We start from the raw sequence: 25825 nt of genomic DNA, 5'->3' as shown, positions 1-25825 counted from the left end.
ATTGCTGTATTCACCCAGGCCTGCGATGGCAGCCCCGGGCCCCCACGAGATTTGCACCATGTCCAAAAAAGTATTTATCAAAACCTTCGGCTGCCAGATGAACGAGTACGACTCGGACAAGATGGCCGATGTGCTGGGCGCCGCCCAGGGCTATGAACCCACGCAGGACATGGACGAGGCCGACCTGATCCTGTTCAATACCTGCTCTGTGCGCGAGAAGGCGCAGGAGAAGGTGTTCTCCGACCTGGGCCGCATCAAGCACCTGAAGGAAAAAGGCGTGCTGATTGGCGTGGGCGGTTGCGTGGCCAGCCAGGAAGGCGCCGAGATCATCAAGCGCGCGCCCTATGTGGATGTGGTGTTTGGCCCCCAGACTCTGCACCGCCTGCCCGAACTGCTCAATGCCCGCGCGGCCAAGGCCAAACCGCAGGTCGATATCTCCTTCCCCGAGATCGAGAAGTTCGACCACCTGCCCCCTGCCCGCGTCGAAGGTGCCTCGGCCTTTGTGTCGATCATGGAGGGCTGCTCCAAGTACTGCAGCTACTGCGTGGTGCCCTACACCCGGGGCGAAGAGGTCAGCCGCCCGTTTGAGGACGTGCTGGTCGAGGTCGCAGGCCTGGCCGCGCAAGGCGTCAAGGAAATCACCTTGCTGGGCCAGAACGTGAATGCCTACCTGGGCAAGATGGGCGATACGGCCGAGATTGCCGACTTTGCGCTGCTGCTCGAATACGTGGCCGAGATCCCCGGCATCGAGCGCATCCGCTACACCACCAGCCACCCCAATGAGTTCACGCCGCGCCTGATCGAGGCCTATGCCAAGATCCCCAAGCTGGTCTCGCACCTGCACCTGCCGGTGCAGCACGGCAGCGACAAGATCCTGATGGCGATGAAGCGCGGCTACACCGCCATGGAGTACAAGAGCACGGTGCGCAAGCTGCGCGCCATTCGCCCCGATCTGGCGATGAGCAGCGACTTCATCGTCGGCTTCCCCGGCGAGACCGAAGAAGACTTCCAGAAGATGATGAAGCTCATCGATGACGTGCGCTTTGACAACTCGTTCAGCTTTATCTTCAGCCCGCGCCCCGGCACCCCCGCTGCCAACCTGCCCGATGACACGCCTTACGAGGTCAAGCTGCGCCGCCTGCAGGATCTGCAAGCTGTCATCAACCACAACATCAAGACCATCAGCGAAGAGCGCCTGGGCACCGTCCAGCGCCTGCTGGTGGAGGGCAAGTCCAAGCGCGACAACGGCGAGCTGATGGGCCGCACCGAGTGCAACCGCGTGGTCAACTTCCCCGGCCAGGAGCGGCTGATTGGCCAGATGGTCGATGTGCGCATTACCGAGACGATGACCTATACGCTGCGCGGCGAAGTGCTGATCACCCATTGAGGCATAGAGCCGGTCGGCTGATGCCGCGCTGGTCAGCCGCAGCAAACACGGTGAAAATAGCCCTCTGCCCTGCTTTTGTGGCCCGCAAAGGCCATATCTGCCTTGGGGCCCGTTAGCATGCAGGGGGCGCATGAGGGATGCGCCATCACCAGAAAGGCATCATCACCATGGCATCCGTGTCCGACCCGTCCACCGCACTGCGCAGCGAGGCGCTTGACGCCTTTCTGGACCATGTTGATGCCCTCTTCAACACCGAGGACGAGACGCAGGAGTGGCCTGACCGCCAGGCCGCTGCCGCCCAGCAGCTCGCATCGCGCGCGCTGGAGCCCGAAGACCTGGACCAGCTGCGCCGCCTCTACCGGCTGTGGAGCATGGCCGGCCAGCCCGCCCAGGCCCTGGCCGCCGTGCAGCAGCACCAGGCCCGCCTGCTGCAGGAGCTGACCGCCGACGCCCAGCGCGACGCCGCCGTCACGATGGCGATGCTGCAAGCCGATGCCGCCGAGGATGTGCCCGACCTCCCCCCCGAACAGTACCGCGCGGTAATCGCGCAGGCTATGGCTGCCGTGGACCAGGCCGGTGACCTGGGCGATCCGGACCGCGCCTGGCGCCATCTGGCCCGCCATGCCCACCAGGCCCAGGCGCTGGACCTGCAAGAGCAGATCACCCGCAAGCAGCACCACTACAAAAGCCAGCAGGCCGACCGCGCCCATCTGCGCGCCTGGGACGATGCGATGCTGGCCACGCGCCTGGGCCGCATCGAAGCGGCCAGGGGCAACAGCGCTGCAGCCCGCGACCTGGGCCACTACGCACTGCAAAAACTCCAGCGCGCCGAAGCGGGCCAGGACATCGACACCGATGACTGGCTGCTGCTGGGCGAGGACATCATTGCGCTGGCCCCGGATGCGCTGGCCCAGCACAGCGAGCTGACGCTGGCGAGCCTGCCCAGCACCGCCTCGCCCGCCGCCTGGCGCGATACCCGCGCCCAGCTCGCGCGCCTGGCTGCTGGCAGCCTGCACCAGCAAGGCGCGCTCGATGCCGCGATCAGCAAAGGCCAGGAAGGCCGCTTTGCGCTGGTGCGCGACAGCGACGACCGCAGCAGTGCCTTGCTGATCGACTGGCTGGTGCAGGCAGCGCGCCTGCCCGAGGCGGCCCACATGTGCTTTGAGAGTACCCTGCACAGCCGCCCCGGATCGCGCGAAGCGGCCTGCCGCCAGGCATTGGCCCACCTGGGTGAGCCGGGCGGTGCGCCGTACTGGGCGCTGACCCTGATGGCCGCAGCCCAGGACGAGGACCTGGCCGAATTCCTGCCTGCCGACATGGACGCCGAGCAGGCCTTTGCCCACTACAGCGCGCTGGTGCAGCAGCAGTCGCTGAACCACCCGATGTGGCGACTGCTGCAGGGCAACCATCTGTTTGAACAGCAGGACTATGCGCAGGCCTTGCCGCTCTTGGAAACCCTGGCCGAGCGCCCCCAGTACGCCAATGGCGAACTCGCCTACCGCCTGTTTGTCTGCCGCGCCCGCGTGGCGGGCCTGGCCAGCGCGCTGCAGTCGCCCTATATCCGCTGCGACAGCGGCAGCTGGTGCTATGCGATGGGCGTGCAGCTGGATGACGACGAAGAGCTGATGAAGGCCATTGGCGGTGAAGGTGACGAGCTGCCCGCCGACTGGCCCTACGACGAGCTGCTGCGCTGGATCAAGCACTACTACGAGACTGGCCAGGCCCGCTTCGAGCACTGGTTTGCCACTGGCCAGGGCAGCTACAAGGATGGCAACCTGCACGACTACTCAATGCTGTGCAACAACCTGGCCATCAAGTACCGCTACAACGACGAGAACTACGACGGCGCGCTGGCCCTGCATGCCAAAGGCATTGCGACCAGCCCCTTTGCCGAGCACTACAACGGCATCGTCTCGACCCATATCGACAGCGACAACTACGCGCAGCTTATCGGCGCCGCCGAGCAGCTGTGGCACTACAGCCAGGACAATGGCTACAGCCGACACAGCCCCTGCGACTACTTCCCCAAGGTGGCCTACGCGCTCTACCAGCAAGACCGCAATGTGGAAAACAGCATCTGGCTGGAGCGCCTGGACGAGTGGTGGAGCCAGCTGGACGAAGACGAGCAGCGCAGCGAGCGCTATGACTACCTGCGCAGCCTGCTCAACCAGCTCGACTACTACTCGGCTACGCATGGCGCCGAGGTGCTGCCGCGCCTCCAAGCGCTGCTGCCCGAGCTGGAGCAGCGCCAGAACCCCTACCTGCTGCGCCGCGCGGGCGACGCGATGCAGACTTCGGGCACAGACCAGCAGGCCTTGCAGATCTACCAGCAGGCGCTGGCCTGCGCGCCTGCCGATGACGCGGCCGAGCGCGAGAAGCTGCAGACCACGATCGACAAGCTCCATGCCCAGCTGATCACCGCTGCGCCTGGCGCGGGCGACAGGCCCTGGTGGAAGCTCTGGTAAGCCCGTTCATGCGCTCAAGCACGGTGTACCTGGCGCGCAATGTGGTCAACGCGCCCGAGCTCAAGGCCCGCATCATCGCGCGCAGCCGCGAGCGCGGCGACACGCCCGAGATCGCCGCCTGGCTGCAGAACCATTTCTACCGCTACCTGGTGGGCAATCTTCAGTCGCCGCCCGAGGCCGTTCAGGCCATCCCCACGACCGAGGCACTGCAGCAGCGCTATGCCGCCGGTGCGCCGGCCTGGGCGCTCGCGTTGCTGGCGCGCAAACCCGGGCCTGAGGCTGCGCCGGCAGACACGGCGCTGTGGTGGATCAGCCCTGCCCATCAGAGTGTCCTGGCACTGGAGCGCCAGCTGCTGGAGTTCTTGCAGTCGCGCCAGGGCACCTCGCTGGAGGGCAAGCTCGCCCGCATCAACTGCCCGCAGGCGCTGGAGCGCTGGGCGCAGGAGCACCAGGCTTTCGAGGCCCAGCAACTGGCCGGTTGGCGCCTGCACCAGCCCCATGCGGTGCAGACGGTTTGGCAAGGCAGCCAGGGCGCATTTGTCGAGCTGCTGCCCGGCAGCGGCGTGCTGCGCGAAGAGATGGCCTACGAGAGCCAGATGATGCGCCACTGCCTGGGCCAGTTTGCCAACCGCCGCCAGCTCAGCGGCGGCTATGGCGAGCACTATGCCGAGGGTTGCGAGCAAGGCCGCATGCGCATCTTCAGCTACCGCACCAGCCAGGGCCAGCCGCGCATCACCATCAATGCCTGGCTGCAGCCCGATGGGCGCCTGCGCATCGACCAGATCAAGGGCAAGCAAAACCGCCCGCCGGTGGACCGCTACCGCGCTGACGTCATTGCCTTTTTGAACCAGCTGAACACCAGCGAGGACACGCCAGACGATGCACTGGGCATGCGCCTGCTGCGCACCACCGGTGCCCAGGCGGGCTGGCATGCGGTGGAGAGCTTGCTCAGCGAGGCCGAGCAGTTGCAGCTGTGGCAGCGCCAGCCCAGGCTGCTGGCCCATGTGCCCCAGGCCTCACCACTGGTGCAATGGCTGGCAGCCGCGCACGACAGCAGCCTGCTGGCCGGCCAGCAGCTGCCCCCTGCGCTGGCCTACAGCCTGGCGCAGGCGGGCAGGGCGCCCGCCAACATGCCGCCGGGCATGCAGCCGGAGGCACAGCGATGATCCAGATCGTGGTGGCAGCGATCGGGCTGTGGCTGGTGTGGCAATGCGTGCAGGCCTTTCGCCGCCAATGGGGCAGCCAGGCGCCTGCGCCCTCGGGCCCCCTGGGGCACTACCGGCTCACGCCCGAGCAGAACTGGGCACTGGCGCTCGCCCACCCGATGGCCTTCCATGCCCTCAAGGATGGTTTTGCCGACAGCGCCATGCCCGCGCCCACCAGCAGCCTGGCGGCATCCTTGCGGCCCATGGCCTTGCATGCCTTTGGCCTGCGCACCGACCTGGACGATGCCAAGGTGCGCGAGCAGTTGCCCGAGCGCATGCGCACGCGCTGGTGGTGCCTGGATGTGGAGCGGCTGCAGGCGGGGGATGACGCCCGCGCCGCGATGGCCTTTGCCTGCGTCCGGACTGCCTTTTTTGTGCGTACCGCAGCCATGCTGGGCTGGCTCAGCGCCGAGCAGCAGTGGCAGCTGCTGCAGCTCAATGCCGCGCGCGCCCGCGATTGCTTTGGCAGCTGGCAGGAGCTGGGCACCGCCTATGTCCAGGGCCGGGCGCAATGGGTAGCCAAGGGCCGCTCGGACGCGCTGGGCCGCAGCCTGGACCCGGAGGAGTTGCAGCAATGGCTGCAGGATGCCTCGCATCCCTGGAGTGCCTATGCCTGGCGCTGACCCCGCCTTTGCCGCCGTTTTGGGCGCGCTGCCTCTTGTTTTATTCAGCCGATGAATATTCTCATGCGTCAAAAATCGTGCGTGCCTCGGTGAAGCGGCGTGAGAAATAGGGATTGTCCAGGCTCACCGTCTTGACCACGCCGCCGCTCGACGGCGCATGGACAAACTGGTTGTTGCCGGCATAAATGCCCATGTGCGAGTAGCGCCCGCCCATGGTGTTGAAGAACACAAAATCGCCGCGCTGCAGGTCGCGCCGGTCGATCTCGGCGCTCACGCCCGCCCACTGCGCCGTGGTGCGGGGCAAGCGGCGCGTGGTGATGCCCTGGATCGCGTACTGGATCAGACCGCTGCAGTCAAAGCCGCCTTCGGGCGTATTGCCGCCATAGGTGTAGGGCGTGTTGACCACCAGCATGACCCGTGCATAGAGCGCCTCGCGCAGCTCGCCGCTCAAGCCCAGGTTGACGGGTACCACGCCGGTGTCCACCCGGGGCGAGGACCCCGCGCCACCTGCCGTGCGCTGGCCACTCTCTCGCCGGGCGCTGCGAGGCGGCGACGAGCCGCAGCCCGCCAGCAATGCCGATGCCGATGCCGACAGCGCCCAGAGCAAAAAGGGACGGCGCGCAGCCGCGTCTTCGTGGTCCATGGTCTCCCCCTTGGATTCAGGCCGCAAGAAATTCATAAAGCATATTATTCACAATTTCATGCAAGTTTGTGAAATGTATTGGTATTTCTCGCTGACAGATGGTCCCACTCGTATTTTTACCAATTTGTCAAACGTGCTGAATACCCGGAATGCCCAACTATTCTGCTTTCAGAGGGAGAAGACTACAATTTGTGTCGTAAGCATAGAAAACAAGCATCCTTCATTGAAAGGACACCCCATGGTGCAATTCTCCAGACGCCAGTTCATGAAAGTGACTGGTTCGACTCTGGCGGGTTCCAGCCTGGCAGTGATGGGCTTCTCGCCCGCCACTGCGCTTGCCGGAGTCCGTCAGTACAAGCTGGTCGGCAGCACAGTGACACGGCAAACCTGCACGTATTGCTCTGTTGGCTGCGGCATTTTGATGTACTCGCTGGGCGATGGCGGCAAGAACGCCAAACTCTCGGTGATCCACGTCGAAGGCGATCCCGACCACCCCGTCAACCGCGGCACCCTGTGCCCCAAGGGCGCATCGCTGCTGGACATCGTCCACAGCCCCAACCGCCTGCTCTACCCCGAATACCGCGCGCCCGGCTCCAATGAGTGGAAGCGCCTGTCCTGGGATGAGGCCCTGACCCGCATTACCAAGCTGCTCAAGGACGATCGCGACGCGAACTTCCTGGAGAAGACCGATGATGGCCTGACGGTGAACCGTTGGACCTCGACCGGCATGCTGGCCGCCTCGGCCTCCAGTAACGAAGCCGGTTACATCACCTACAAAGTGGCCCGCTCTTGGGGCATGTTGGCGTTCGATAACCAAGCCCGTGTCTGACACGGCCCGACGGTGGCAGGTCTTGCCCCGACGTTTGGCCGTGGAGCGATGACGAACCATTGGGTCGACATCAAGAACGCGGACGTTATTTTGATCATGGGCGGCAATGCCGCTGAAGCCCACCCTTGCGGCTTCAAATGGGTGACCGAGGCGAAGGAGCACAACAAGGCTCACTTCATGGTGGTCGACCCGCGCTTCAACCGCTCGGCATCGGTGGCAGATTTCTACGCCCCTATCCGCTCCGGCTCGGACATTGTTTTCCTCGGCGGTGTGATCAACTACCTGCTGACGAATGACAAGATCCACCACGAGTACGTGCGCAACTACACCGACTTCACGTTCATCGTGCGGGAAGACTTTGCGTTCGACGAAGGCATCTTCTCGGGCTACAACCCGGAAAAGCGCACCTACGACAAGGCCAGCTGGGACTACGAGCTGGGCGAGGATGGTTACGTCAAGACCGACCCGAGCCTGCAGCACCCGCGCTGCGTCTACCAATGGCTCAAGCGCCATTACGCCAGCTACACGCCTGAGAAGGTCGAGAGCGTCTGCGGCACGCCCCAGGCCAAATTCCTGCATGTCTGCGAAAAGCTCGCATCGACGGCACAAGCGGGCCGCGCGGCAACCATCCTGTATGCCCTCGGCTGGACCCAGCACTCGATCGGCGCGCAGATCCTGCGCACCGGCGCCATGGTGCAGCTGCTCTTGGGCAATATCGGTGTCGCCGGTGGTGGCATGAACGCCTTGCGCGGTCACTCCAACATCCAGGGGCTGACCGACCTGGGCCTGCTATCCAACGCACTGCCCGGCTACCTGACGCTGGCCAACCAAGGGGAGCAGGACTACCAGAAGTACATCGACGCGCGCACGCAAAAACCTTTGCGTGCCAACCAGATGAGCTACTGGCAGAACTACCCCAAGTTCCACGTCAGCCTGATGAAGGCTTTCTGGGGACCGGCTGCAACCAAGGACAACAACTGGGCCTATGACTACCTGCCCAAGCTCGACAAGCAGTACGACATGCTGCAGATTTTCGAGCTGATGAACGAAGGCAAGGTCAACGGCTACATCGCCCAGGGCTTCAACCCGCTGGCGGCGCTGTCCAACAAGAGCCGCGTGCGCGACGGTCTGGCCAAGCTCAAGTTCCTGGTCGTGATGGACCCGCTGGCCACCGAGACCTCGGAGTTCTGGAAGAACTACGGCGAGCACAACGACATCGACACCGCATCGGTGCAGACCGAAGTGTTCCGCCTGCCCACCACCTGCTTCGCAGAAGAAGATGGCGCCGTCGTGAGCTCCTCGCGTGTGCTGCAGTGGCACTGGAAGGCCTCCGAGCCCCCAGGCGAGGCCAAGACCGACATCGCGATCATGTCGGCACTGCACCTGCGCATGAAGGCGGCCTACCAAAAGGACGGCGGCAAGTTCCCCGATCCGATCCAGAACCTGTGGTGGCCTTATGCACAGCCCGCGCACCCTTCGTCCGAAGAGATTGCCAAGGAGTACAACGGCCGCGCACTGACGGACCTGACGGCGCCCGATGGCAAGGTGCTGCGCCCTGCCGGCCAGCAGCTGTCCGGCTTTGGCGAGCTGCGTGACGACGGCTCCACGATGAGTGGCTGCTGGATCTGGACGGGCAGTTGGACCGAGGCGGGCAACCAGATGGGCCGCCGCGACAACAGCGACCCGACCGGCATCGGCAACACGCTGAACTGGGCCTGGGCCTGGCCGGCCAACCGCCGCGTGCTGTACAACCGCGCATCGGCGGATCTGGAAGGCAAGCCTTTCAACCCCAACCGCACCTTGGTCAAGTGGAATGGCTCGACCTGGGGCGGCGCGGACGTGCCCGACTACGGCCCGACCATCAAGCCCGAGACCGGCACCGGCCCGTTCATCATGAATCCCGAAGGGGTGGCACGCTTCTTTGCCCGCAAGGGCATGAACGAAGGCCCGTTCCCGACGCACTACGAGGCATTCGACAACCCGCTGGGCTACAACCCGATGTACCCGAAGAACGACAAGGCGGTCAGCAACCCGGCCGCCCGCGTCTTCCCGGCCATCTGGGAGACCTTCGGCAAGGCAGACGAATTCCCGCATGTGGGCACGACCTACCGCCTGACGGAGCACTTCCACTATTGGACCAAGCACGCGCTGCTCAACTCCATCATCCAGCCCGAGCAGTTCGTCGAGATCGGCGAGGCGCTGGCCAAGGAGATCGGCATCGCGACGGGCGCGATGGTCAAGGTCAGCTCCAAGCGTGGCTACATCAAGGCCGCTGCGGTGGTGACCAAGCGCATCAAGCCCATGCAGATCGAAGGCAAGACGGTGCACCACGTGGGTATCCCTATCCACTGGGGCTTCAAGGGCCTTACCAAGCCTGGCTTCCTCGCCAACACCCTCACCCCGTTTGTGGGTGATGGCAACAGCAACACGCCAGAGTTCAAGACCTTCCTCGTGAAGGTTGAGAAGATCTAAGGAGCAGCGATGTCATCTCTTCAATCATTGGATATCAAGCGCCGCTCCGCCACCACCACCCCATCGCCCAGCGTGCGCAGCCCGCATGGCGGTGAGGTGGCCAAGCTGATCGATGTCTCCAAGTGCATCGGCTGCAAGGCCTGCCAGACCGCCTGCATGGAGTGGAACGATCTGCGTGACGATGTGGGCACGGCAGCGGCCGGGGTGTACGACAACCCGACCGACCTGACGGCCAACTCCTGGACGGTGATGCGGTTTTCCGAGTACGAAAACGAAGCCACCGGCAACCTCGAATGGCTGATCCGCAAGGACGGCTGCATGCACTGCGAAGACCCGGGCTGCCTCAAGGCCTGTCCCTCTCCCGGTGCGATCTTGCAGTACACCAACGGCATCGTGGATTTCCAGGAGGAAAACTGCGTGGGCTGCGGCTACTGCGTGACCGGCTGCCCGTTCAACATTCCGCGCATCTCCAAAAAGGACCACAAGGCCTACAAGTGCACGCTGTGTTCGGACCGCGTGGCCGTGGGCCAGGAGCCCGCCTGCGTCAAGACCTGCCCGACCGGCGCGATCATGTTTGGCACCAAGACCGCCATGCAAGAGCGTGCCGAGGAGCGCATTGTCGACCTGAAGGAGCGCGGCTTTGACAAGGCCGGCCTCTACGATCCGCAAGGCGTGGGCGGCACCCACGTGATGTATGTGCTGCACCATGGCGACAAGCCCTCGCTCTACCACGGCCTGCCCGATGATCCATCGATCAGCCCCATGGTGAGCCTGTGGAAGGGTGTGGCCAAGCCGCTGGCGCTGGCAGCGCTGGGCGTGGCCGCTGTCGGCAGCTTCTTCCACTACATCACCAAGGGCCCGATCGAAGTGCCCGAGGAGCTGGAAGAGGAAGAGGCCGCCAAGGCGCGCGCGGACAAGGGCGCCGACCACCACGAGGAGTCTGGACGATGAAAAGCAAGACCCGTGATCTCCAACGCTACACCGCTGGCGAACGCGTCAACCACTGGGTGGTCGCGATCAGCTTTGTGCTGCTGGCCTTGTCGGGCCTGGCGTTCTTCCACCCCTCGTTCTTCTTCATGACGAACCTGTTCGGTGGCGGCCCCTGGACCCGCATTCTGCATCCCTACATCGGTCTGGTGATGACCGTCGGCTTCGTGCTGATGTTCTTCCGCTTCTGGCAGCTCAACATCATCCGCAAGAACGATGTCGAGTGGCTCAGGAATGTGCCCGCGCTGGTCAACGGCGAGCACGAGAAGATGCCACCGGTGGACAAGTACAACGGCGGCCAGAAAGTGCTGTTCTGGATGCTGGTGGTGTGCATGGCGGGCCTGTTGGTGACCGGCGTGCTGATGTGGCGCGCCTGGTGGAACCTGCCGGTGAACGTGGTGCGCGCTGCGGCGCTGCTGCATGCGCTGTCGGCCTTCGGCCTGATCGGTCTGATCATCGCCCACATCTACGCGGCCATCTGGACCCAGGGCACGATCCGCGCGATGACGCGCGGCACGGTGACCCGCGCCTGGGCGCGCTTTCACCACCCGCTGTGGTACCGCCGCATGACGGGTGACACGGCGGACCTGGACAAGCCCGCCAGCCACAAGCACGGCGCCTGATGCGCCCCCTGGGCATGCCCCGGCGAGCAGCCCAGCGCTGCGCCGGGCCAGGCCCTCCCTGCTCCCCAACGCCGATAGCCCCGCCAGGTCTATCGGCGTTGATTTTTGAGAAAATCCCCGTATGCAACGCATTCTTCAACCCGGTGAGATCGAGTCGCTCGACCACACCAGTTTTCCACGCGTGCTGCTGCCCAATACCAGCAGTCTTTTCCTCGACCGTGCGCAGCGTATTCGCCAACTGGCCGACGGCAACCCGATTGCAGACTACCTGCTGTTCATCGCCAAGCTGGTGGATGCCCAGCACAAAGCAGCCCAGGGCCTGCAGGTGGCTGCCCCCGATGCAGCGGCCATCGCCCAGGCTCAGCAGTACTCGTCGCCGCTCTTGCCGGCCGCTGACCACCTGGACCCCATCTGGCACCAGGTGCTGGACGGCATGCTCGGCCAGTTGGCCAGTGCCGATGGCCTGCCCGAGGCCTTGCAGCCGCTGATTGGCGAGCTGCAGCGCTGCAACACCGACGACCGCAATGCGCTGGCCAAGCGCCTGCTGACCAAGGAGCTGGCCGCGCGCGATGTGGGCCTGGCACCTTTTGTCATGGCGGCCTTGCAAGTGGTGTTTGCCAACCGCGCCAGCCAGCTGCGCCTGGCCGACATTCCCTTCACCGACCCGGCCACCATCTGCCCGGTCTGCGCCAGCGAGCCGGTCGCCGGCGTGGTACGCATTGGCGGCAAGATGGCCGGCCACCGCTACCTGCACTGCGGCTGCTGCGCCACCGAATGGCATATGGTGCGCGTCAAATGCAGCCACTGCGAATCGACCAAGGGCGTGCGCTACCAGGGCCTGGAAGGTGGCAAGGATGTGGTGCTGGCCGAAACCTGCACCGAATGCGGCAGCTACCGCAAGCTGGTCAACCAGGAAAAAGACCCGCTGGCCGAGCCGCTGGCCGATGACCTGGCCAGCCTGATGCTGGACCTCTTGATGAACGAGCAGACCGCGTTCTCGCGCGCCAGCGGCAACCCGCTGCTGTTTGTCGCCGTGGCCGAGCCGCAAGCGGCCGATGCCGATGGCAGCGTGCCCGATCTGCACTGAGCGCGTGCCGAGCACCTGAACGTTTTGGCACCATGCCATACTGGACGATGGCGCTGCCCGCTGCAGCCCATCGTTTTTTTGTTTCAGCCCTTGTTTGAGCTTGTTTGCCCATGAACGCACCGTCCCACCTGCCCTCTGTTGACAAGCTGCTGCAGCACCCGCGCACCGCTGCGCTGGTGCACAGCTATGGCAAGACCCAGTGCACGCAGGCCATCCGCGCCGCACTGGGCGAGGCCCGCAGCCGCTGGCTGGCAGACGCGGGCAGCAACGCAGAGGGTGCCGATGCCTTGCTGGACGCTGCCGAGCAAAAGCTCCAGCAGCTGTTTGCGCCGCGCCTCAAGGCGGTCTACAACCTGACCGGCACGGTGCTGCACACCAACCTGGGCCGCGCGCTGCTGCCGCAAGAGGCTATTGACGCGGTGGTGCAGGCGCTGGCGACCCCCAGCAACCTCGAATACGACCTGGCCGACGGCGGCCGGGGCGACCGCGATGACCTGGTCGAAGACCTGGTCTGCCGCCTCACTGGCGCCGAAGCCGCCACCATCGTCAACAACAATGCGGCAGCCGTGCTGCTGGTGCTGTCCACCTTGGCACGCGACAAGGAAGTGGTGGTCTCCCGCGGCGAGCTGGTCGAGATTGGCGGCGCCTTCCGCATCCCCGATGTGATGACGCGCGCCGGCGCCCGCCTGGTGGAGGTAGGCACCACCAACCGCACCCATGAGAGAGACTACGAGGCCGCGCTGGGCGAGCACAGCGCTGCGCTGATGAAGGTGCACTGCAGCAACTACGCGATCAGCGGCTTTACCAAGTCGGTGGCCGAAGCCGATGTGGCGCGCATCGCCCATGCGCGCCAGCTGCCGCTGATCGTGGACCTGGGCAGCGGCACCTTGGTCGACATGCGCGACTGGGGCCTGCCCTATGAGGTCACGGTGCGCGAGACCATCGAGGCTGGCGCCGATGTCGTGACCTTCAGCGGCGACAAGCTGCTGGGCGGCCCGCAGGCGGGCATCATCGTCGGTAGCAAGGCCTTGATCGCCCAGATCAAGAAGAACCCGCTCAAGCGCGCACTGCGCGTGGGCAAGCTCACCCTGGCTGCGCTCGAGCCGACCTTGCGCCTCTACCTGCACCCGGAAAAACTGGCCGAGCGCCTGACCACCTTGCGCCTGTTCACCCGCCCGGCCGCTGCCATGGAGCAGCAGGCGATCGCGCTGCAGGCGCCACTGCAAAGCTTGCTGGGGCCGGACTATCGGGTGGAGCACGCCGCGATGACCAGCCAGATCGGCAGCGGCGCATTGCCCGTCGAGAGCCTGCCCAGCCACGGCCTGGTCGTGCGCCCCCAAGAGCGCAAACGCGCCGGGCGCCTGCTGCAGCAGCTCGAAGCCGCGCTGCGCCAGCTGCCGCGCCCGGTGATCGGCCGGCTGCGCGACGATGCGCTCTGGCTGGATCTGCGCTGCCTCGAAGCCGCTGACCAGGCCGCCTTTGCCGCCAATCTGCAGCAGCTGGCCCTGGGCAGCACCCCAGCGGACGGTCAGGCATGATCATCGGCACCGCAGGCCATATCGACCATGGCAAGACCACCCTGGTGCGCGCGCTCACCGGCGTGGAGACCGACCGCCTGAAGGAAGAAAAGGCGCGCGGCATCTCGATCGAGCTGGGCTACGCCTACACCCCGCTGGCCAATGGCGATGTGCTGGGCATCATCGATGTGCCCGGCCATGAGAAATTTGTGCACACGATGGCCGCTGGCGCCGTCGGCATTGACCATGCCTTGCTGGTGGTGGCTGCCGATGACGGCGTGATGCCCCAGACCCTGGAGCATCTGGAAATTTTGCAGCTGCTGGGCATCCGCCAGGGCACGGTGGCGCTCACCAAGGTCGACCGCGTACCCCGCGACCGCATCGATGAGGTGCGGGACGAGATCACCGCCATCCTGGCCCGCAGCAATCTGGCCGATGCGCCCGTCTTTGAAACCGCAGCCGCGCTGCCCGATGACCCGGGCGTGCGGGCGCTGCGCCAGCACCTGCACCAGCAGGCCCAGGCCATGCCCCAGCGCGCCAACAGCGGGCTGTTCCGCCTGGCAGTGGACCGGGTCTTCAGCCTGCCCGGCCAGGGCACGGTGGTGACCGGCACCGTCTTCAATGGCCAGGTGGCCGTGGGCGACAGCCTCGTGCATTCGGCCAGCGGCGAGCCCGTACGCGTGCGCAGCATCCATGCGCAGAACCAGGCGAGCGAGCACGGCCTGGCCGGCCAGCGCTGCGCGCTGAACCTGGCAGGCATTGCCAAGGAGGCCATCACGCGCGGCGACTGGATCATGGACGCGCGCCTGCGCCAACCCACCCAGCGTATCGATGTACGCCTGCATCTGCTCGCCGATGCAGCGCCGCTGGCGCAGTGGTCGGCTGTGCACCTGCACCTGGGCACCATGCGCTGCACCGGCCATATCGCCTTGCTGCAAGATGGCGACCTGGCCCCGGGCACCGAAGCGCTGGCCCAGCTGGTGCTGGATGCCCCCGCCCTGGTGCTGCCCGGCGACCGCGTCATCGTGCGCAACGCCCAGGCCAACCGCACCATAGCCGGCGCCATGGTGCTCGACCCCTATGCCCCCGCCCGGAAGCGCCGCAGCGAAAGCCGCATGGCCTACCTGGCCGCCTTGGCGCACTGGATTGATACCGCCGACACCGGTCCGCTGCTGGCCGAAGCCCCGCTGGGCCTGGCCCGCTCACAGCTGGTACGGCTGACTGGCACGGCGACACCGGTCGTGGCCGAGCACTGCACCCACCTGCCGCTGCCCGATGGCGATGCGCTGCTGGTAGACAGCCAGGCCTGGCAGACGTTGCAAGACCAGCTGCTGCAGGCGCTGCACCGCTTTCATGAAGTCGCCCCCGATGAGCACGGCATCAACGCAGCCCGGCTGCGCCGCATGGCCCTGCCCGCGCTGCAGCATGGCCCGCACGATGCGCTCTACCACGGCCTGCTCGATGCGCTGATCGCCGCCGGCCAGATCGCCAGCAGCGGCGCCTGGCTGCACCTGCCCGGCCACCAGGTGCAGCTGAGCGAGGCCGAGCAGGCCCTCGCCCAGCGCTTGATGCCAGCGATCACCGAAGGCCGCTTTGACCCGCCCTGGGTGCGCGACCTGGCCCGCGACCATGGCGCCGGGGAGGAGCTGGTGCGCCAGCTGCTCAAAAAGCTCTCGCGCCAGGGCCTCGTGTTCCAGGTGGTCAAGGACCTGTTCTATGCCGCCCCCTCCATGGATGCGCTGGCGGCACTCACCGCAGAGCTTGCCCAGCAGGCCGAGCGCGGCGAAGTGCAGGCCCATGCCTTCCGCGATGCCACGGCCCTGGGCCGCAAGCGCGCCATCCAGATCCTGGAGTTCTTCGACCGCGTGGGCTATACCCGCCGCGTGCGCGATACGCATGTGCTGCGCCCGGGTGTGCGCTGGCAGGCGGGCGCAACCTCGTAAGCCACCCAAGGGTCTGCGGCAGCGCCAGCCGCAGGCGCCACGCAGAGCCGCTACAATCGGCCATCTTGCCCAACACGCACGTGTTGCAGGGAAGGCAATCGTGCCCGGTGGCGCGGCCGGGCTTCAAACCCGGTGAGGGGTGTCAGCCACTCCTGGGTTGGTTCGACTCCAGCTGTCTTCCGCCATCTCGGTCTCCGTACAGGTGGTATGCGCTCAGTCAGGTAGCGCTCTTCTGATCCCCCGCTTATGAGCACTGCAGCGCATGGCTCCTAGTCCTGATGCTTGCGCCGGGAATTTCTCAAATCCAAGGCAAGTTTTCTGGCTTCATGCACCTTAGGGACGCATTCCTCCGCAATAGCTACCCACGGCTCCACCGTCAAAAGACGCCTTGCGTCTTATCTCCATCCACATCCAACCCGCTTGGCGAGGGCTATGCAAAGGACCCTCTGCAAATGCGTTATCGCAGCTGTTGATTTTTGTAGAGTGGTTGAAGAACAGGCTGGGCAGGGACAGTGGGGTGCAACCAGTGGTTGATTTTTTGGCGGCAAAACATGTAGACCGGCCGCTCCACCCAGTGGTAGTAAGCGGCTGACACCAGTAGCAATGCAACGAGGACACCAACGACAATCAAAAGCTGCACCTGGCTATGCCAGCTGTGCCAAGGCAATAGCGTCAACATCATGCTGAATACCAGGATATGCAGCAAATAGATGGCGTAAGAATAGTCACCAAATTTTGCCAGCGCCAGTGCGATCTGGCTGCGCGGAGAGGGCAGCTTCAACGCCATGCCTACGATCGCCATTGCTGCGCCGCCCATCAATACTGCGCGCTCAGGCCAATAGTGAAAATTGGCCAAACCATAGGGATAATCTTCAAAATGGGGCATGAAATAGACAATCAAGGCAATCCATGCTGCAGCCAGCAAGGCCCAAAACTTCCATGATGCGCGCGAAGGGCGTTGCAGGTACTGGTAGAGGAAGTAGCCCATGAAAAATTCTGCCACAAGGGGAGCCACATAAAAGAGCCGAATCCAGTTTTGCTCGATGCCTCCATCTGCGGCAGAGCGATGCGCCAACAAGTAGAGGTTGAGCACAACGAGTGCCGCAAACAGAGTTTTAATAAAGCGCTGGCGATGCCATTTCGGAAACAACAAGACCAGTGACAAGACCACGTAAAAATACAGCTCAAACATCAGTGACCAGATGGCAATACTGACAAGGCCTGCAAGATCGGAAAAGTAGAGAAAAAAAGATGCTTGCAGCTGAATGTGGGGATCGAGTTGCTGCGTTAGTTTTAAGTAAATGACATAGAGCAGCATGGCCGGCCACCAGCCTGTATAGATTCTTGAAAATCTAGCCAGCAAAAATGCAGTGGCAGTGCGTGGCCCATGGCCCATATTTTTGGTGGAATGCGCCATGATCACGCCACTGATGACGAAGAAAACATCCACCCCGGCATAGCCAAAATTGATGACAGCAGCCACCCAAGGTGTCGCATCCGAAAAAATACCGAGTATTGCACCATGAAAAACTACTACCCAGAGGGCTGCCATCAGCCGGAGTATTTGTATCTGTTTAATCATTTCACGGTTTTACATGGGGATGTGAGGACCGACGCGTAGGCGGCACCAGAGGCCGGGACCAGGCGATGGCCGGGTGCTCGATAAAGACCCAGGAAGCCAGCGCCAGCATCAACACGATGACCAGCGCCACGACGATATATATATCGGTTTGGAAATCCCATGCCTTTGACTGATCTCGGTGATGGCCTGCTGCACCAGGAATGCATAAATGTGGATGCCGTAGGACAGATCTTGGTCCAGCCGAATGCGGGTCAAAGGCTTCCAATAGGCAAGCAGAAAAACGGCACAGGGCAAGCAAAGGAAGACACTGCCCTGAACGATCGCCAGGGTGGTGCTGGTACAAGCAATGACAAAGCCCACCAGCATTGGCGGTACCAGCCATAGCCTGCGGTCCACCGGGATGTAGTTAAAAGCGGCTCCTGCGAAGAACATCGTGGCGAATTGCCAGAAATCTCGCCAGCTGATCGCGCCCTCATCCAGCGCGGGGATTTTCACCAACAGAAAAGCAGCGGCCGACACGGCCACTACTAGCACAAGAATCCGGCGAGAGAGCCCTAGCGTCATGCCGAATAAAACCAGCAGCACATACATCAAGACCTCGTACTTGATCGTCCACAACGAGCCGTTTACCGCGTTCTGAATTGGATTGTGCGCAAACACCCCGGGGAGGTCATTGAGTGTCGCAAGGCCTGTTCCATAGTTGACAAACAGCCCCCAGGTCTGCCCCGAAGACAGAAAGCTTTTCAGGTCCAGCGTCGTCATGAGCCCACCAATGACAAACACGGATACGAAGGCTGCCGCCAGCAGCCCAGGGAAAATTCTCAGCGCCCGTTTGATGCCAAACGCAGTCCATTGCGCCGTTCGGCTCCAGCTTTGGACATTGAGATAGCCGCTGATGAAGAAAAAGACATAGACCGACAGCGAGCCCATGCTGTAGGTATTGTTGAAAAATGGGGTGATCTGCAGGTCGTAGAAGAGCGAGCCATGGGCCCAGAAAACGCCCAGGGCCGCCATCAGTCGCAGCAGGTCAAAGTTATTCTCTCGCATACCCCTGCCTCAATAGGATCCCGCAGAAAAATCCGAGAGCATACCCGATGCGACACGGGTCAGCGCTTCCCTGACGACTATCGATGCTCGGCTTTTAAGCTGTCTGGTTGCCACAGCCAAGGTGGCACTGAATTCATCGGAGCCACTTTTGGCCCCATCGGCGAGTGCTGCCGCTTTGCCCCTCACGCGCAATGCAGCATGGCGCACGCCTGCCCGCCAAATGCCGATAATGGTGGGCCGCCATGGGCGGCACCGCTTTTCTCGCCAGTCTGTTAGCCCTGAGGATGCCCGTATGAATGCCCCTACCGCCACCCTGCCCACCTCGCCACGCCTGACCTCGCTGTCGCATGGCGGCGGCTGCGGCTGCAAGATTGCCCCTGGGGTGCTGGCCGATCTGATGAGCCGCAGTGCGGTGCCCAAGCAGTTCTATGCACAGCTGCTGGTGGGCACCGAGACAGCGGATGACGCGGCGGTCTACCAGATCAATGACACGCAGGCGATTGTTGCGACCACCGATTTCTTCATGCCTATCGTCGATGATCCCTATGACTTTGGCCGCATTGCTGCGACCAATGCGCTGTCGGACATTTACGCGATGGGCGGCACGCCGCTGATGGCGCTTGCCATTGTCGGCATGCCGATCAATGTGCTGCCCCACGACGTCATTGCCAAGATTCTGGAAGGCGGCGAGGCCGTCTGCCGCGATGCCGGCATTCCGCTGGCCGGCGGCCACTCGATCGACTCGGTCGAGCCCATTTATGGCCTGGTCGGCATCGGTATCGTCAACCCAGCGCAGCTCAAGCGCAACCGCGATGCCCAGGCGGGCGATGTGCTGATCCTGGGCAAGGCCATCGGCGTGGGCATCCAGTCCGCGGCCTTGAAAAAAGGCCTGCTCAGCGACAGTGACTACGCCAGCATGGTGCGCACCACCACCCAGCTCAACCGGCCTGGCGCTGCTCTGGCGCAACTGGCCGATGTGCATGCGCTGACCGATGTCACTGGCTTTGGCCTGCTGGGCCATACCCTGGAACTGGCACGCGGCGCGCAGCTCACAGCCGTGATCGACAGCCAGGCGCTGCCGCTACTGCCTGGCGTCCTCGATCTTGCCAAGCAAGGCGTGGTGACCGGCGCATCGGGCCGCAACTGGGCGTCCTACGGCCATGATGTGGCAATGGGCGCGCAAGTGCCCGATGCGATGCGCAGCCTGCTGACCGACCCGCAGACCTCCGGCGGCCTGCTGGTCTCCTGCGCGCCGGAGGCTGCCGGTCAGGTGCTCGAACTCTTCAAAGCACAGGGCTTTGCCGATGCCTGCGTAGTCGGCCATATGCAGGCCGGCGAGGCGCAGGTCGTGGTGTCGTAACACCGCAGCGCCTGGATGCAAAAACGCCTGCTGGATGCAGGCGTTGTGGTTGGGGCCGCGATAAAGCCGGTATGGGCTTAGAACCTGTTCAATGTCTCCTCGCGCCGCGACAGTGTCTTTGCGAGATGGGATGCGAGGGGGCGCCCAGCCGCGCAATACCGCAGCAATAGCCATGCTATTGCGAGGATTTGCAACGACGCAGACCGCCCCTGCCCGGGCGGCCCTCGCCGGGCGCCCCTTCCCGGGTAGCGCAAAGCCACTGTCACTATGGGTTGGCGTGAAATCGGGCGATTTCTTCGCGCTGGCCCTTGCTTGCACCCCGGTGCAAGCTGCGCTCCACCCCTTCGAACTCATCCCGATTGCACTCCAACGCGGCTGCGTAGAGACTTTGAACAGGTTCTTAGAACGGCAGCTTGGGCATGCCGCCGCCCATCATGCCCTTCATGCCGCCCATCTTCTTCATCATCTTCATCAGGCCGCCGCCCTTCATCTTCTTCATCATCTGCTGCATCTGGCCAAACTCGTTGAGCAGGCGGTTGACCTCTTGCACCTGCACGCCAGCGCCAGCGGCAATGCGCTTCTTGCGCGTGGCCTTGATGAATTCGGGCTTGGCGCGCTCATAGGGGGTCATCGAGCAGATGATGCCTTCCTTGCGGCGCACTTCGCGCTCGGCCTTGTCCATGTCGACCTTGCCAGCCTTGCCCGCCAGCTCCGAGGGCAGTTTGTCCATCAGGGTCGACAGGCCCCCCATCTGCTTCATCTGCTGGAGCTGGCCCAGGAAGTCGTTCAGATCAAAGCCGTCGCCGGACTTGATCTTCTCGGCCATCTTCTGGGCCGCCTCCATGTCCACGCCCTTGGAGACCTGCTCGACCAGGGCCACGATATCGCCCATGCCCAGCACGCGCTGCGCATGGCGCTCGGCGTCGAACACTTCCAGGCCGTCGAGTTTTTCGGACACACCGGCAAACTTGATGGGCGCGCCGGTGATCTGGCGCACCGACAGCGCCGCACCGCCGCGCGAGTCGCCGTCTAGCTTGGTCAGCACGATACCGGTGAGCGGCAGTGCCTCCTTGAAGGCCTTGGCAGTGTTGATCGCGTCTTGGCCCTGCATCGCATCGACGACAAACAAGGTCTCGACCGGTTTCAAGGCCGCATGCAATTGCTGGATTTCGGTCATCAGCACTTCGTCGATGGCCAGGCGCCCGGCGGTATCGACCAGGAGCACATCAAAGTAGTGCTTCTTGGCGTAATCGAGCGCCGCGTTGGCAATATCCAACGGCTTTTGGTCGGGTGTGCTGGGGAACCATTCCGCGCCCGCCTGCTGGGTCACAGTCTTGAGCTGCTCGATAGCGGCGGGGCGGTAGACGTCACCCGAGACGGTCAGCACCTTTTTCTTGCGCCGCTCGATCAGGTGCTTGGCCAGCTTGGCCGTGGTGGTCGTCTTACCGGCACCTTGCAGGCCGGCCATCAGGATCACCGCAGGCGGCTGGGCCTGCAAGTTGATGTCGGCCACGCCCTCGCCCATCGTGGCGGCCAGCTCCTTGTTGACGATCGACACCAGGGTCTGGCCCGGCTTGAGGCTGCCCAGAACCTCCTGGCCCAGCGCTTTTTCCTTGACGCGGGCAATGAAGTCACGCACCACGGGCAAGGCCACATCCGCCTCCAAGAGGGCCATGCGCACTTCACGCAGCATGTCCTGGACGTTGGATTCGGTGATACGGGCCTGGCCTCGCATTTCCTTGACGAGGCGCGAGAGTTTATCGGTCAGTGCGGAAGCCATAGGGTGGAGTCTTGAGTAATCGTGGCAAAGGAGGCGCCCAGGTGTAGCCGCTAGCCGGAGCCCGGGCTAAAAACGGCTGGCGCCAGGGGCTGTAAGCCACAGCCCTGCAAACCTTTGATTCTACCCGCTCGCCCCAAAACTGACGCGGGACCAGGGCTGGCAGCTCTCCCGCCAGCGCAAGAAACTATGGCCCGCTTCCTACAATAGGTAAATGTTTGCCCGTAAAGCGCCAAACGAATTTAGCCTTTGAGGCTGCGCAAATGCCTGCCCGAAGCCGCGACAATGCACCCGCGGCCTGGGCGTGCCCGCGCTTGCATGGCCTCCCGCAATGCCAAAGCCCTGCCCGCCACCCTGAGGTGGCGCTTTCTTTGACCAGGATCACCGATGCCAGATACGCCGTATCGCCACTTGCTAGACCATTTCTCGGACGCCTTCTTTGTGACCGATACGCAAGGCCGGATCCTGGATGTCAATAGCCAGGCCTACCGGGAGATGGGCTACAGCCTGGCAGAGCTGATGGCCCTGAACGTGGCCGATTTTGCGCTGGACTACACCCGCGATGAATTGCTGGCCCTGTGGCAGAAAATGGAGCCCGGTGAACACACCGTGGCCACCAATACGCACCAGCGCAAGGATGGCTCCTGCTTCCCCGTGGAGGTGCACATCACCTGCCAGCTGGTCGAGGGCGAGAAGCGCTTTTTCACCATCTCCCACGACATCACCGAGCGCGTGCGCCGCGACCAGGAAATTCAGCTGCTCAACGCCGCGCTCGAGCAGCAGGTCGAGAAAAGCACCCAGCAGTGGCGCCATTCCACCCATCTGCTCGATGCAGTGATGCGCGGCACCTCGGACATCGTCTTTGTCAAGGACAGGCAGGGCCGCTATGTGTTTGCCAACCCTGCGGCCGAGGCCATCACAAAGATGCCGCCCGGGGGGCTGATTGGCAAGACCGACGCCGAAATCCTTGGCGGACACAACAATTTTGCCGAGGACGATGCCGCCGTTTATCGGAGCAGCACGCCCGTGGTGTCGGAGTCGCACGCACTGATCGATGGGCGCCGGCTCAGCTTTCAGTCCATCAAGAGCCAGTACCGCAACGAGAACGGTGAGGTCATCGGCCTTCTGGGTATTTCGCGTGACATGACGCAGATGCGCGAGTCGGAAAACCAGCTGCGCCAAAGTTATGACTCGCTGCGCCGCGCCGAGCGGCTCTCGCGCATCGGCAGCTGGACGCTGGACCTGGCCAGCGGTGAGATCGAGGCCTCGGAGATGATGTACGAGATGAATGGCCTGGACCCGCAGGGGCCGAAGCTGACCCAGGACAACATAGCCCACATGATGCCGCCGCAGGACTATGCCAAGGTGACTGCGGCCATTGCGCAATGCGCCCAGACCGGCCAGCCCTACCGGCTTGATGTGACCCACTACACGCCCGATGGCGGCCAGTTCCCGGCCAGCATCCTGGGCCAGGCGGACTATGACAGCAGTGGCCGCATCGTCAGCCTCAGCGGCACGCTGCAGGATCTGTCCGAGCGTGAACAGGCGCGCCAGCGGCTGGAAGCTCTGGCCGACAACCTCCCCAGTGGCGCGATCTACCGCGTTGAAGGCTCAGCCACGACCTTGCGCATGAGTTACATCAGCGCCGGTATTGAAAAGCTCATCGGTGTGAGCGCGCAGGCCATCATGGCCAACAACGATGCCTATATCAAAACCATCCACCCGGCAGATCTGGCGATGTACCGGCAGCACCAGCGCGAAGCGCTGGAGCGCCTGAGCCTGTTTGACTGCAGCTTCCGCATCATCCGCCCTGATGGCGGACTGCGCTGGCTGCGCTGTCGCTCGGCACCCAGCCGCCAGGAAGCGGGCACGATCTGGGACGGCATCATGCTTGACATCACCCGCGAGCGCGAGGCAGAGCTGGCGCTGCAAAAAGCCAAGGAGATGGCCGAAGCGGCCGAGCGCGCCAAGTCCGAGTTCCTGGCCACGATGAGCCACGAGATCCGCACGCCGATGAACACCGTCATCGGCATGACGCGCCTGATCCAGCAGACCCCGCTGCTGCCCAAGCAGCGCAACTACTTAGAGAAGGTGGAGCTGTCGGCCAACGCACTGCTGTCGGTGATCAATGACATCCTGGATTTCTCCAAGATCGAGGCGGGCATGCTGACCCTGGAGAACGTGGAGTTCGCGCTGGACGATGTGCTCGAGACCGTCTCGGCCGTCACCACCTTGCGCGCCGAGGAAAAGGGCATCGAGGTGGTCTACTCGGTCGCGCCCGATGTGCCCCGGCAGCTGAGCGGCGACCCGCTGCGCCTGAGCCAGGTGCTCAACAACCTGGTGAGCAATGCCATCAAGTTCACCCACCTGGGCGAGGTGGTCATCAGCATCCAGACCACCGAGACCGCCGGCAACCGCCCCGTGGCCCCTGGCAAGATCGGGCTGGAGGTCACCGTCAAGGACACGGGCATCGGCATGAGCCCGGCGCAGATGAGCCAGCTGTTTCGCCCCTTCTCGCAGGCCGACAGCCAGACCACGCGGCGCTATGGCGGCTCGGGTCTGGGCCTGGCCATCTGCCAGCGCCTGGTGGGCCAGATGGGCGGTGAGCTCAAGGTCGAGAGCAACCCGGGACTGGGCAGCACCTTCTACTTCTCGGTGCAGTTGCACCCCGCGCAACTCAAGCAGGCGCCCAAGCCGGCCCGCTACCACGGCACGCCGGTCGACCGCGTGCTGATCGTCGACGACAACGCCAGCGCACGCGACATCCTCGCCGAGATGGTGCGCGGCTTTGGCATGCGCGCCGACACGGTGGATTCCGGCGAGCAAGCCCTCTTCGATCTGCAGCTCGCCTCGCGCGTAGGCACGCCCTATGGCCTGGTGCTGATGGACTGGCGCATGCCCGGCATGGACGGGCTGGAGGTGGCGCGCCGCATCCGCGAGGAAGAGCATCTCTCGGCCACCCCGGCAGTGCTGATGGTGACTGCCTACGGCCGTGACGAGGTCATGCGCAGGTCCGAGGAGCTGCGTCTGCAAGGCCTGCTGATCAAGCCGGTGACACAGTCCGTGCTGTTCAATGCCATTTTGGAAGCGCTGCAGTCGCAAGGCAGCAGCATCTCGCGGCGCGCACTGCCCGGTGCCTCGGGCCCACCGCAGGTGGTTCACAGCAACCCGATCCAGCTCTATCCCCAGCTGCATGGCAAAAATGTGCTCGTCGTCGATGACAATGCCCTCAACCGCGAGGTGGCCGCCGACTTCCTCAGCCTCGTGGGCGTGCAGGTGAGCCTGGCCACCAATGGCGCCGAAGCGCTCAGCATGCTCGAGCACCACCATTTCGACGCCGTGCTGATGGACGTGCACATGCCGCAGATGGATGGGTTGGACGCCACCCGCGCGCTGCGCCAGCTGCCCCATCTGCAGCAACTGCCGGTGATTGCGCTGACCGCACAGGCCCGCGTCGAAGACCGCAGCGCCATTGAAGAGGCGGGCATGAATGCCCACCTGACCAAGCCCATTGATGAGCGCAAGCTGTACGAAACGCTGAGCGAATGGATCGCAGGCCCTGGCAACAGTGCCGAAGCACTGGATGCACCCGAGTCCGAATTTTTGCGCGACGAGGCCCGCGTGGCAGCCACGCCCGGCATCAACCACGCCAAGATGCTGCAGCGCTTCCACGGCAATGCCGAGCGGGTCGACCGGGTGCTGGCCGGCTTTTACCGCGACTTTGCCGATGCCCCCCAGACCCTGGTGCTGCATGTGCAGCAGTCGGCCTGGGAGCCGCTGTCCATGCTCGCCCATTCGCTCAAGGGGGCACTGGGCTACCTCGATGCCACCTCCCTGGTACAGGCGGCCGAAACCATCGAGAACCAGGCCCGGGAGTGGATGCAGGCCCCACCGCCCGCCCCCCAGCCCCAGCGCCTGCTGCATACCGAGACGGCCGAGTTTGCCGCCCAGTTGCAGACGCTGCTGCAAGGCCTGGCCACGCGCCAGCCTGCACCGGCCCCGCCGAGCGCAGCGCTGGACGCGCCGCCTGCGGCCAACCCGCCTGCCGCTGCCAGCCTGCGCCAGGACCTCAAGCACCTCAAGCGCCTGGTGGCTGACGGCGACTATGCGGCTGTCAGCGAGCTCGAGCGGATGCTCTTGGCCAGCCCGGCGGCGCGCTGGACGCCGCTGCTCCAGCAGATCCTGCAGCATGTGGAAGACCTGGACGGCGACGCCGCGCTGGCGGCGATCGAGCGGCTCGAACACATACTGCCCTGACCATCTGGCTGCCAGCCCCCT

At 64.0% G+C, this 25825-nt stretch carries 16 protein-coding genes and 1 tRNA gene; 13 read left to right on the top strand and 4 right to left on the bottom strand.

All coding sequences use genetic code 11. The features are described 5' to 3' along the window. The first annotated feature begins 58 nt into the window (after window positions 1–58). The 4 genes from miaB to DCO45_RS03840 all read left to right on the top strand — a co-directional run bounded on the left by miaB (window position 59) and on the right by DCO45_RS03840 (window position 5680). On the top strand, window positions 59–1387 hold the full coding sequence (gene miaB / locus DCO45_RS03855) for a tRNA (N6-isopentenyl adenosine(37)-C2)-methylthiotransferase MiaB (protein WP_116924897.1): 1329 nt from the start codon (window positions 59–61) through the stop codon (window positions 1385–1387). A gap of 167 nt (window positions 1388–1554) precedes the next feature. Further along, window positions 1555–3852 carry a hypothetical protein gene (locus DCO45_RS03850; RefSeq protein WP_133248060.1) on the top strand — a complete coding sequence of 766 codons (2298 nt, stop codon included), beginning with the start codon at window positions 1555–1557 and terminating at the stop codon, window positions 3850–3852. Between the two features lie 8 nt (window positions 3853–3860). After that, the gene (locus tag DCO45_RS03845) at window positions 3861–5018 is read left to right on the top strand and encodes a hypothetical protein (protein ID WP_207788043.1); all 1158 of its coding nucleotides are present in this window, start codon (window positions 3861–3863) and stop codon (window positions 5016–5018) included. Next, the gene (locus DCO45_RS03840) at window positions 5015–5680 is read left to right on the top strand and encodes a DUF1266 domain-containing protein (RefSeq protein WP_116924608.1); all 666 of its coding nucleotides are present in this window, start codon (window positions 5015–5017) and stop codon (window positions 5678–5680) included. Before DCO45_RS03845 ends, DCO45_RS03840 begins: the two co-directional genes overlap by 4 nt. Before the next feature lie 61 nt (window positions 5681–5741). On the opposite strand, the gene DCO45_RS03835 is transcribed toward DCO45_RS03840, so the two are convergent. Beyond that, entirely contained in the window at window positions 5742–6323 is a 582-nt protein-coding gene (locus tag DCO45_RS03835; RefSeq protein WP_116924896.1) for a C40 family peptidase, read from the bottom strand. 238 nt (window positions 6324–6561) lie between these two features. Here DCO45_RS03835 and fdnG point away from each other — a divergent pair, with 238 nt between their 5' ends. From fdnG to DCO45_RS22880, 7 genes are all read left to right on the top strand, one after another. Continuing rightward, window positions 6562–9624, top strand: a complete 3063-nt coding sequence (gene fdnG / locus DCO45_RS03825; RefSeq protein WP_165841115.1) for a formate dehydrogenase-N subunit alpha — start codon at window positions 6562–6564, stop codon at window positions 9622–9624. A 9-nt stretch (window positions 9625–9633) separates the two neighbouring features. Then, on the top strand, window positions 9634–10575 hold the full coding sequence (gene fdxH, locus DCO45_RS03820) for a formate dehydrogenase subunit beta (protein WP_116924605.1): 942 nt from the start codon (window positions 9634–9636) through the stop codon (window positions 10573–10575). Further along, on the top strand, window positions 10572–11234 hold the full coding sequence (locus DCO45_RS03815; protein WP_116924604.1) for a formate dehydrogenase subunit gamma: 663 nt from the start codon (window positions 10572–10574) through the stop codon (window positions 11232–11234). Before fdxH ends, DCO45_RS03815 begins: the two co-directional genes overlap by 4 nt. Window positions 11235–11355: 121 nt before the next feature. Then, complete coding sequence (gene fdhE / locus DCO45_RS03810) at window positions 11356–12321, top strand: formate dehydrogenase accessory protein FdhE (RefSeq protein WP_116924603.1); 966 nt, start codon at window positions 11356–11358, stop codon at window positions 12319–12321. Between the two features lie 110 nt (window positions 12322–12431). Continuing rightward, complete coding sequence (gene selA, locus DCO45_RS03805; protein WP_116924602.1) at window positions 12432–13859, top strand: L-seryl-tRNA(Sec) selenium transferase; 1428 nt, start codon at window positions 12432–12434, stop codon at window positions 13857–13859. Beyond that, on the top strand, window positions 13856–15781 hold the full coding sequence (selB, locus tag DCO45_RS03800) for a selenocysteine-specific translation elongation factor (RefSeq protein WP_116924601.1): 1926 nt from the start codon (window positions 13856–13858) through the stop codon (window positions 15779–15781). Before selA ends, selB begins: the two co-directional genes overlap by 4 nt. A gap of 89 nt (window positions 15782–15870) precedes the next feature. After that, window positions 15871–15966 (top strand) — tRNA-Sec (locus DCO45_RS22880). A gap of 272 nt (window positions 15967–16238) precedes the next feature. Here the strand turns inward: DCO45_RS22880 and DCO45_RS03795 are convergent. Further along, complete coding sequence (locus DCO45_RS03795) at window positions 16239–17363, bottom strand: acyltransferase (RefSeq protein ID WP_116924600.1); 1125 nt, start codon at window positions 17361–17363, stop codon at window positions 16239–16241. Window positions 17364–17471: 108 nt separating this feature from the next. Next, window positions 17472–18410 carry an acyltransferase family protein gene (locus tag DCO45_RS03790; RefSeq protein WP_116924599.1) on the bottom strand — a complete coding sequence of 313 codons (939 nt, stop codon included), beginning with the start codon at window positions 18408–18410 and terminating at the stop codon, window positions 17472–17474. A 292-nt stretch (window positions 18411–18702) separates the two neighbouring features. Here DCO45_RS03790 and selD point away from each other — a divergent pair, with 292 nt between their 5' ends. Further along, on the top strand, window positions 18703–19770 hold the full coding sequence (selD, locus tag DCO45_RS03785) for a selenide, water dikinase SelD (RefSeq protein WP_116924598.1): 1068 nt from the start codon (window positions 18703–18705) through the stop codon (window positions 19768–19770). A gap of 400 nt (window positions 19771–20170) precedes the next feature. Here the strand turns inward: selD and ffh are convergent, their stop codons facing one another. Further along, window positions 20171–21550, bottom strand: coding sequence for a signal recognition particle protein (gene ffh / locus DCO45_RS03780; protein ID WP_021026457.1), 1380 nt, complete (start codon window positions 21548–21550; stop codon window positions 20171–20173). 384 nt (window positions 21551–21934) lie between these two features. Between ffh and DCO45_RS03775 the strand changes: the two genes are divergently transcribed. Beyond that, entirely contained in the window at window positions 21935–25804 is a 3870-nt protein-coding gene (locus DCO45_RS03775) for a response regulator (RefSeq protein ID WP_116924597.1), read from the top strand. Window positions 25805–25825 lie beyond the last annotated feature (21 nt).

Origin of the sequence: Comamonas sp. JNW (assembly GCF_003105075.1) — a bacterium.
GTDB lineage: Bacteria > Pseudomonadota > Gammaproteobacteria > Burkholderiales > Burkholderiaceae_C > Comamonas > Comamonas squillarum.
This window is presented reverse-complemented; position numbering and strand designations above follow the sequence as displayed.

Bases quoted from the DNA above. Each gene is read 5' to 3' on its own strand.
- miaB (WP_116924897.1), top strand. From the start codon at position 59: ATGTCCAAAAAAGTATTTATCAAAACCTTCGGCTGCCAGATGAACGAG.
- DCO45_RS03850 (WP_133248060.1), top strand. From the start codon at position 1,555: ATGGCATCCGTGTCCGACCCGTCCACCGCACTGCGCAGCGAGGCGCTT.
- DCO45_RS03845 (WP_207788043.1), top strand. From the start codon at position 3,861: ATGCGCTCAAGCACGGTGTACCTGGCGCGCAATGTGGTCAACGCGCCC.
- DCO45_RS03840 (WP_116924608.1), top strand. From the start codon at position 5,015: ATGATCCAGATCGTGGTGGCAGCGATCGGGCTGTGGCTGGTGTGGCAA.
- DCO45_RS03835 (WP_116924896.1), bottom strand. From the start codon at position 6,323: ATGGACCACGAAGACGCGGCTGCGCGCCGTCCCTTTTTGCTCTGGGCG.
- fdxH (WP_116924605.1), top strand. From the start codon at position 9,634: ATGTCATCTCTTCAATCATTGGATATCAAGCGCCGCTCCGCCACCACC.
- DCO45_RS03815 (WP_116924604.1), top strand. From the start codon at position 10,572: ATGAAAAGCAAGACCCGTGATCTCCAACGCTACACCGCTGGCGAACGC.
- fdhE (WP_116924603.1), top strand. From the start codon at position 11,356: ATGCAACGCATTCTTCAACCCGGTGAGATCGAGTCGCTCGACCACACC.
- selA (WP_116924602.1), top strand. From the start codon at position 12,432: ATGAACGCACCGTCCCACCTGCCCTCTGTTGACAAGCTGCTGCAGCAC.
- selB (WP_116924601.1), top strand. From the start codon at position 13,856: ATGATCATCGGCACCGCAGGCCATATCGACCATGGCAAGACCACCCTG.
- DCO45_RS03795 (WP_116924600.1), bottom strand. From the start codon at position 17,363: ATGATTAAACAGATACAAATACTCCGGCTGATGGCAGCCCTCTGGGTA.
- DCO45_RS03790 (WP_116924599.1), bottom strand. From the start codon at position 18,410: ATGCGAGAGAATAACTTTGACCTGCTGCGACTGATGGCGGCCCTGGGC.
- selD (WP_116924598.1), top strand. From the start codon at position 18,703: ATGAATGCCCCTACCGCCACCCTGCCCACCTCGCCACGCCTGACCTCG.
- ffh (WP_021026457.1), bottom strand. From the start codon at position 21,550: ATGGCTTCCGCACTGACCGATAAACTCTCGCGCCTCGTCAAGGAAATG.
- DCO45_RS03775 (WP_116924597.1), top strand. From the start codon at position 21,935: ATGCCAGATACGCCGTATCGCCACTTGCTAGACCATTTCTCGGACGCC.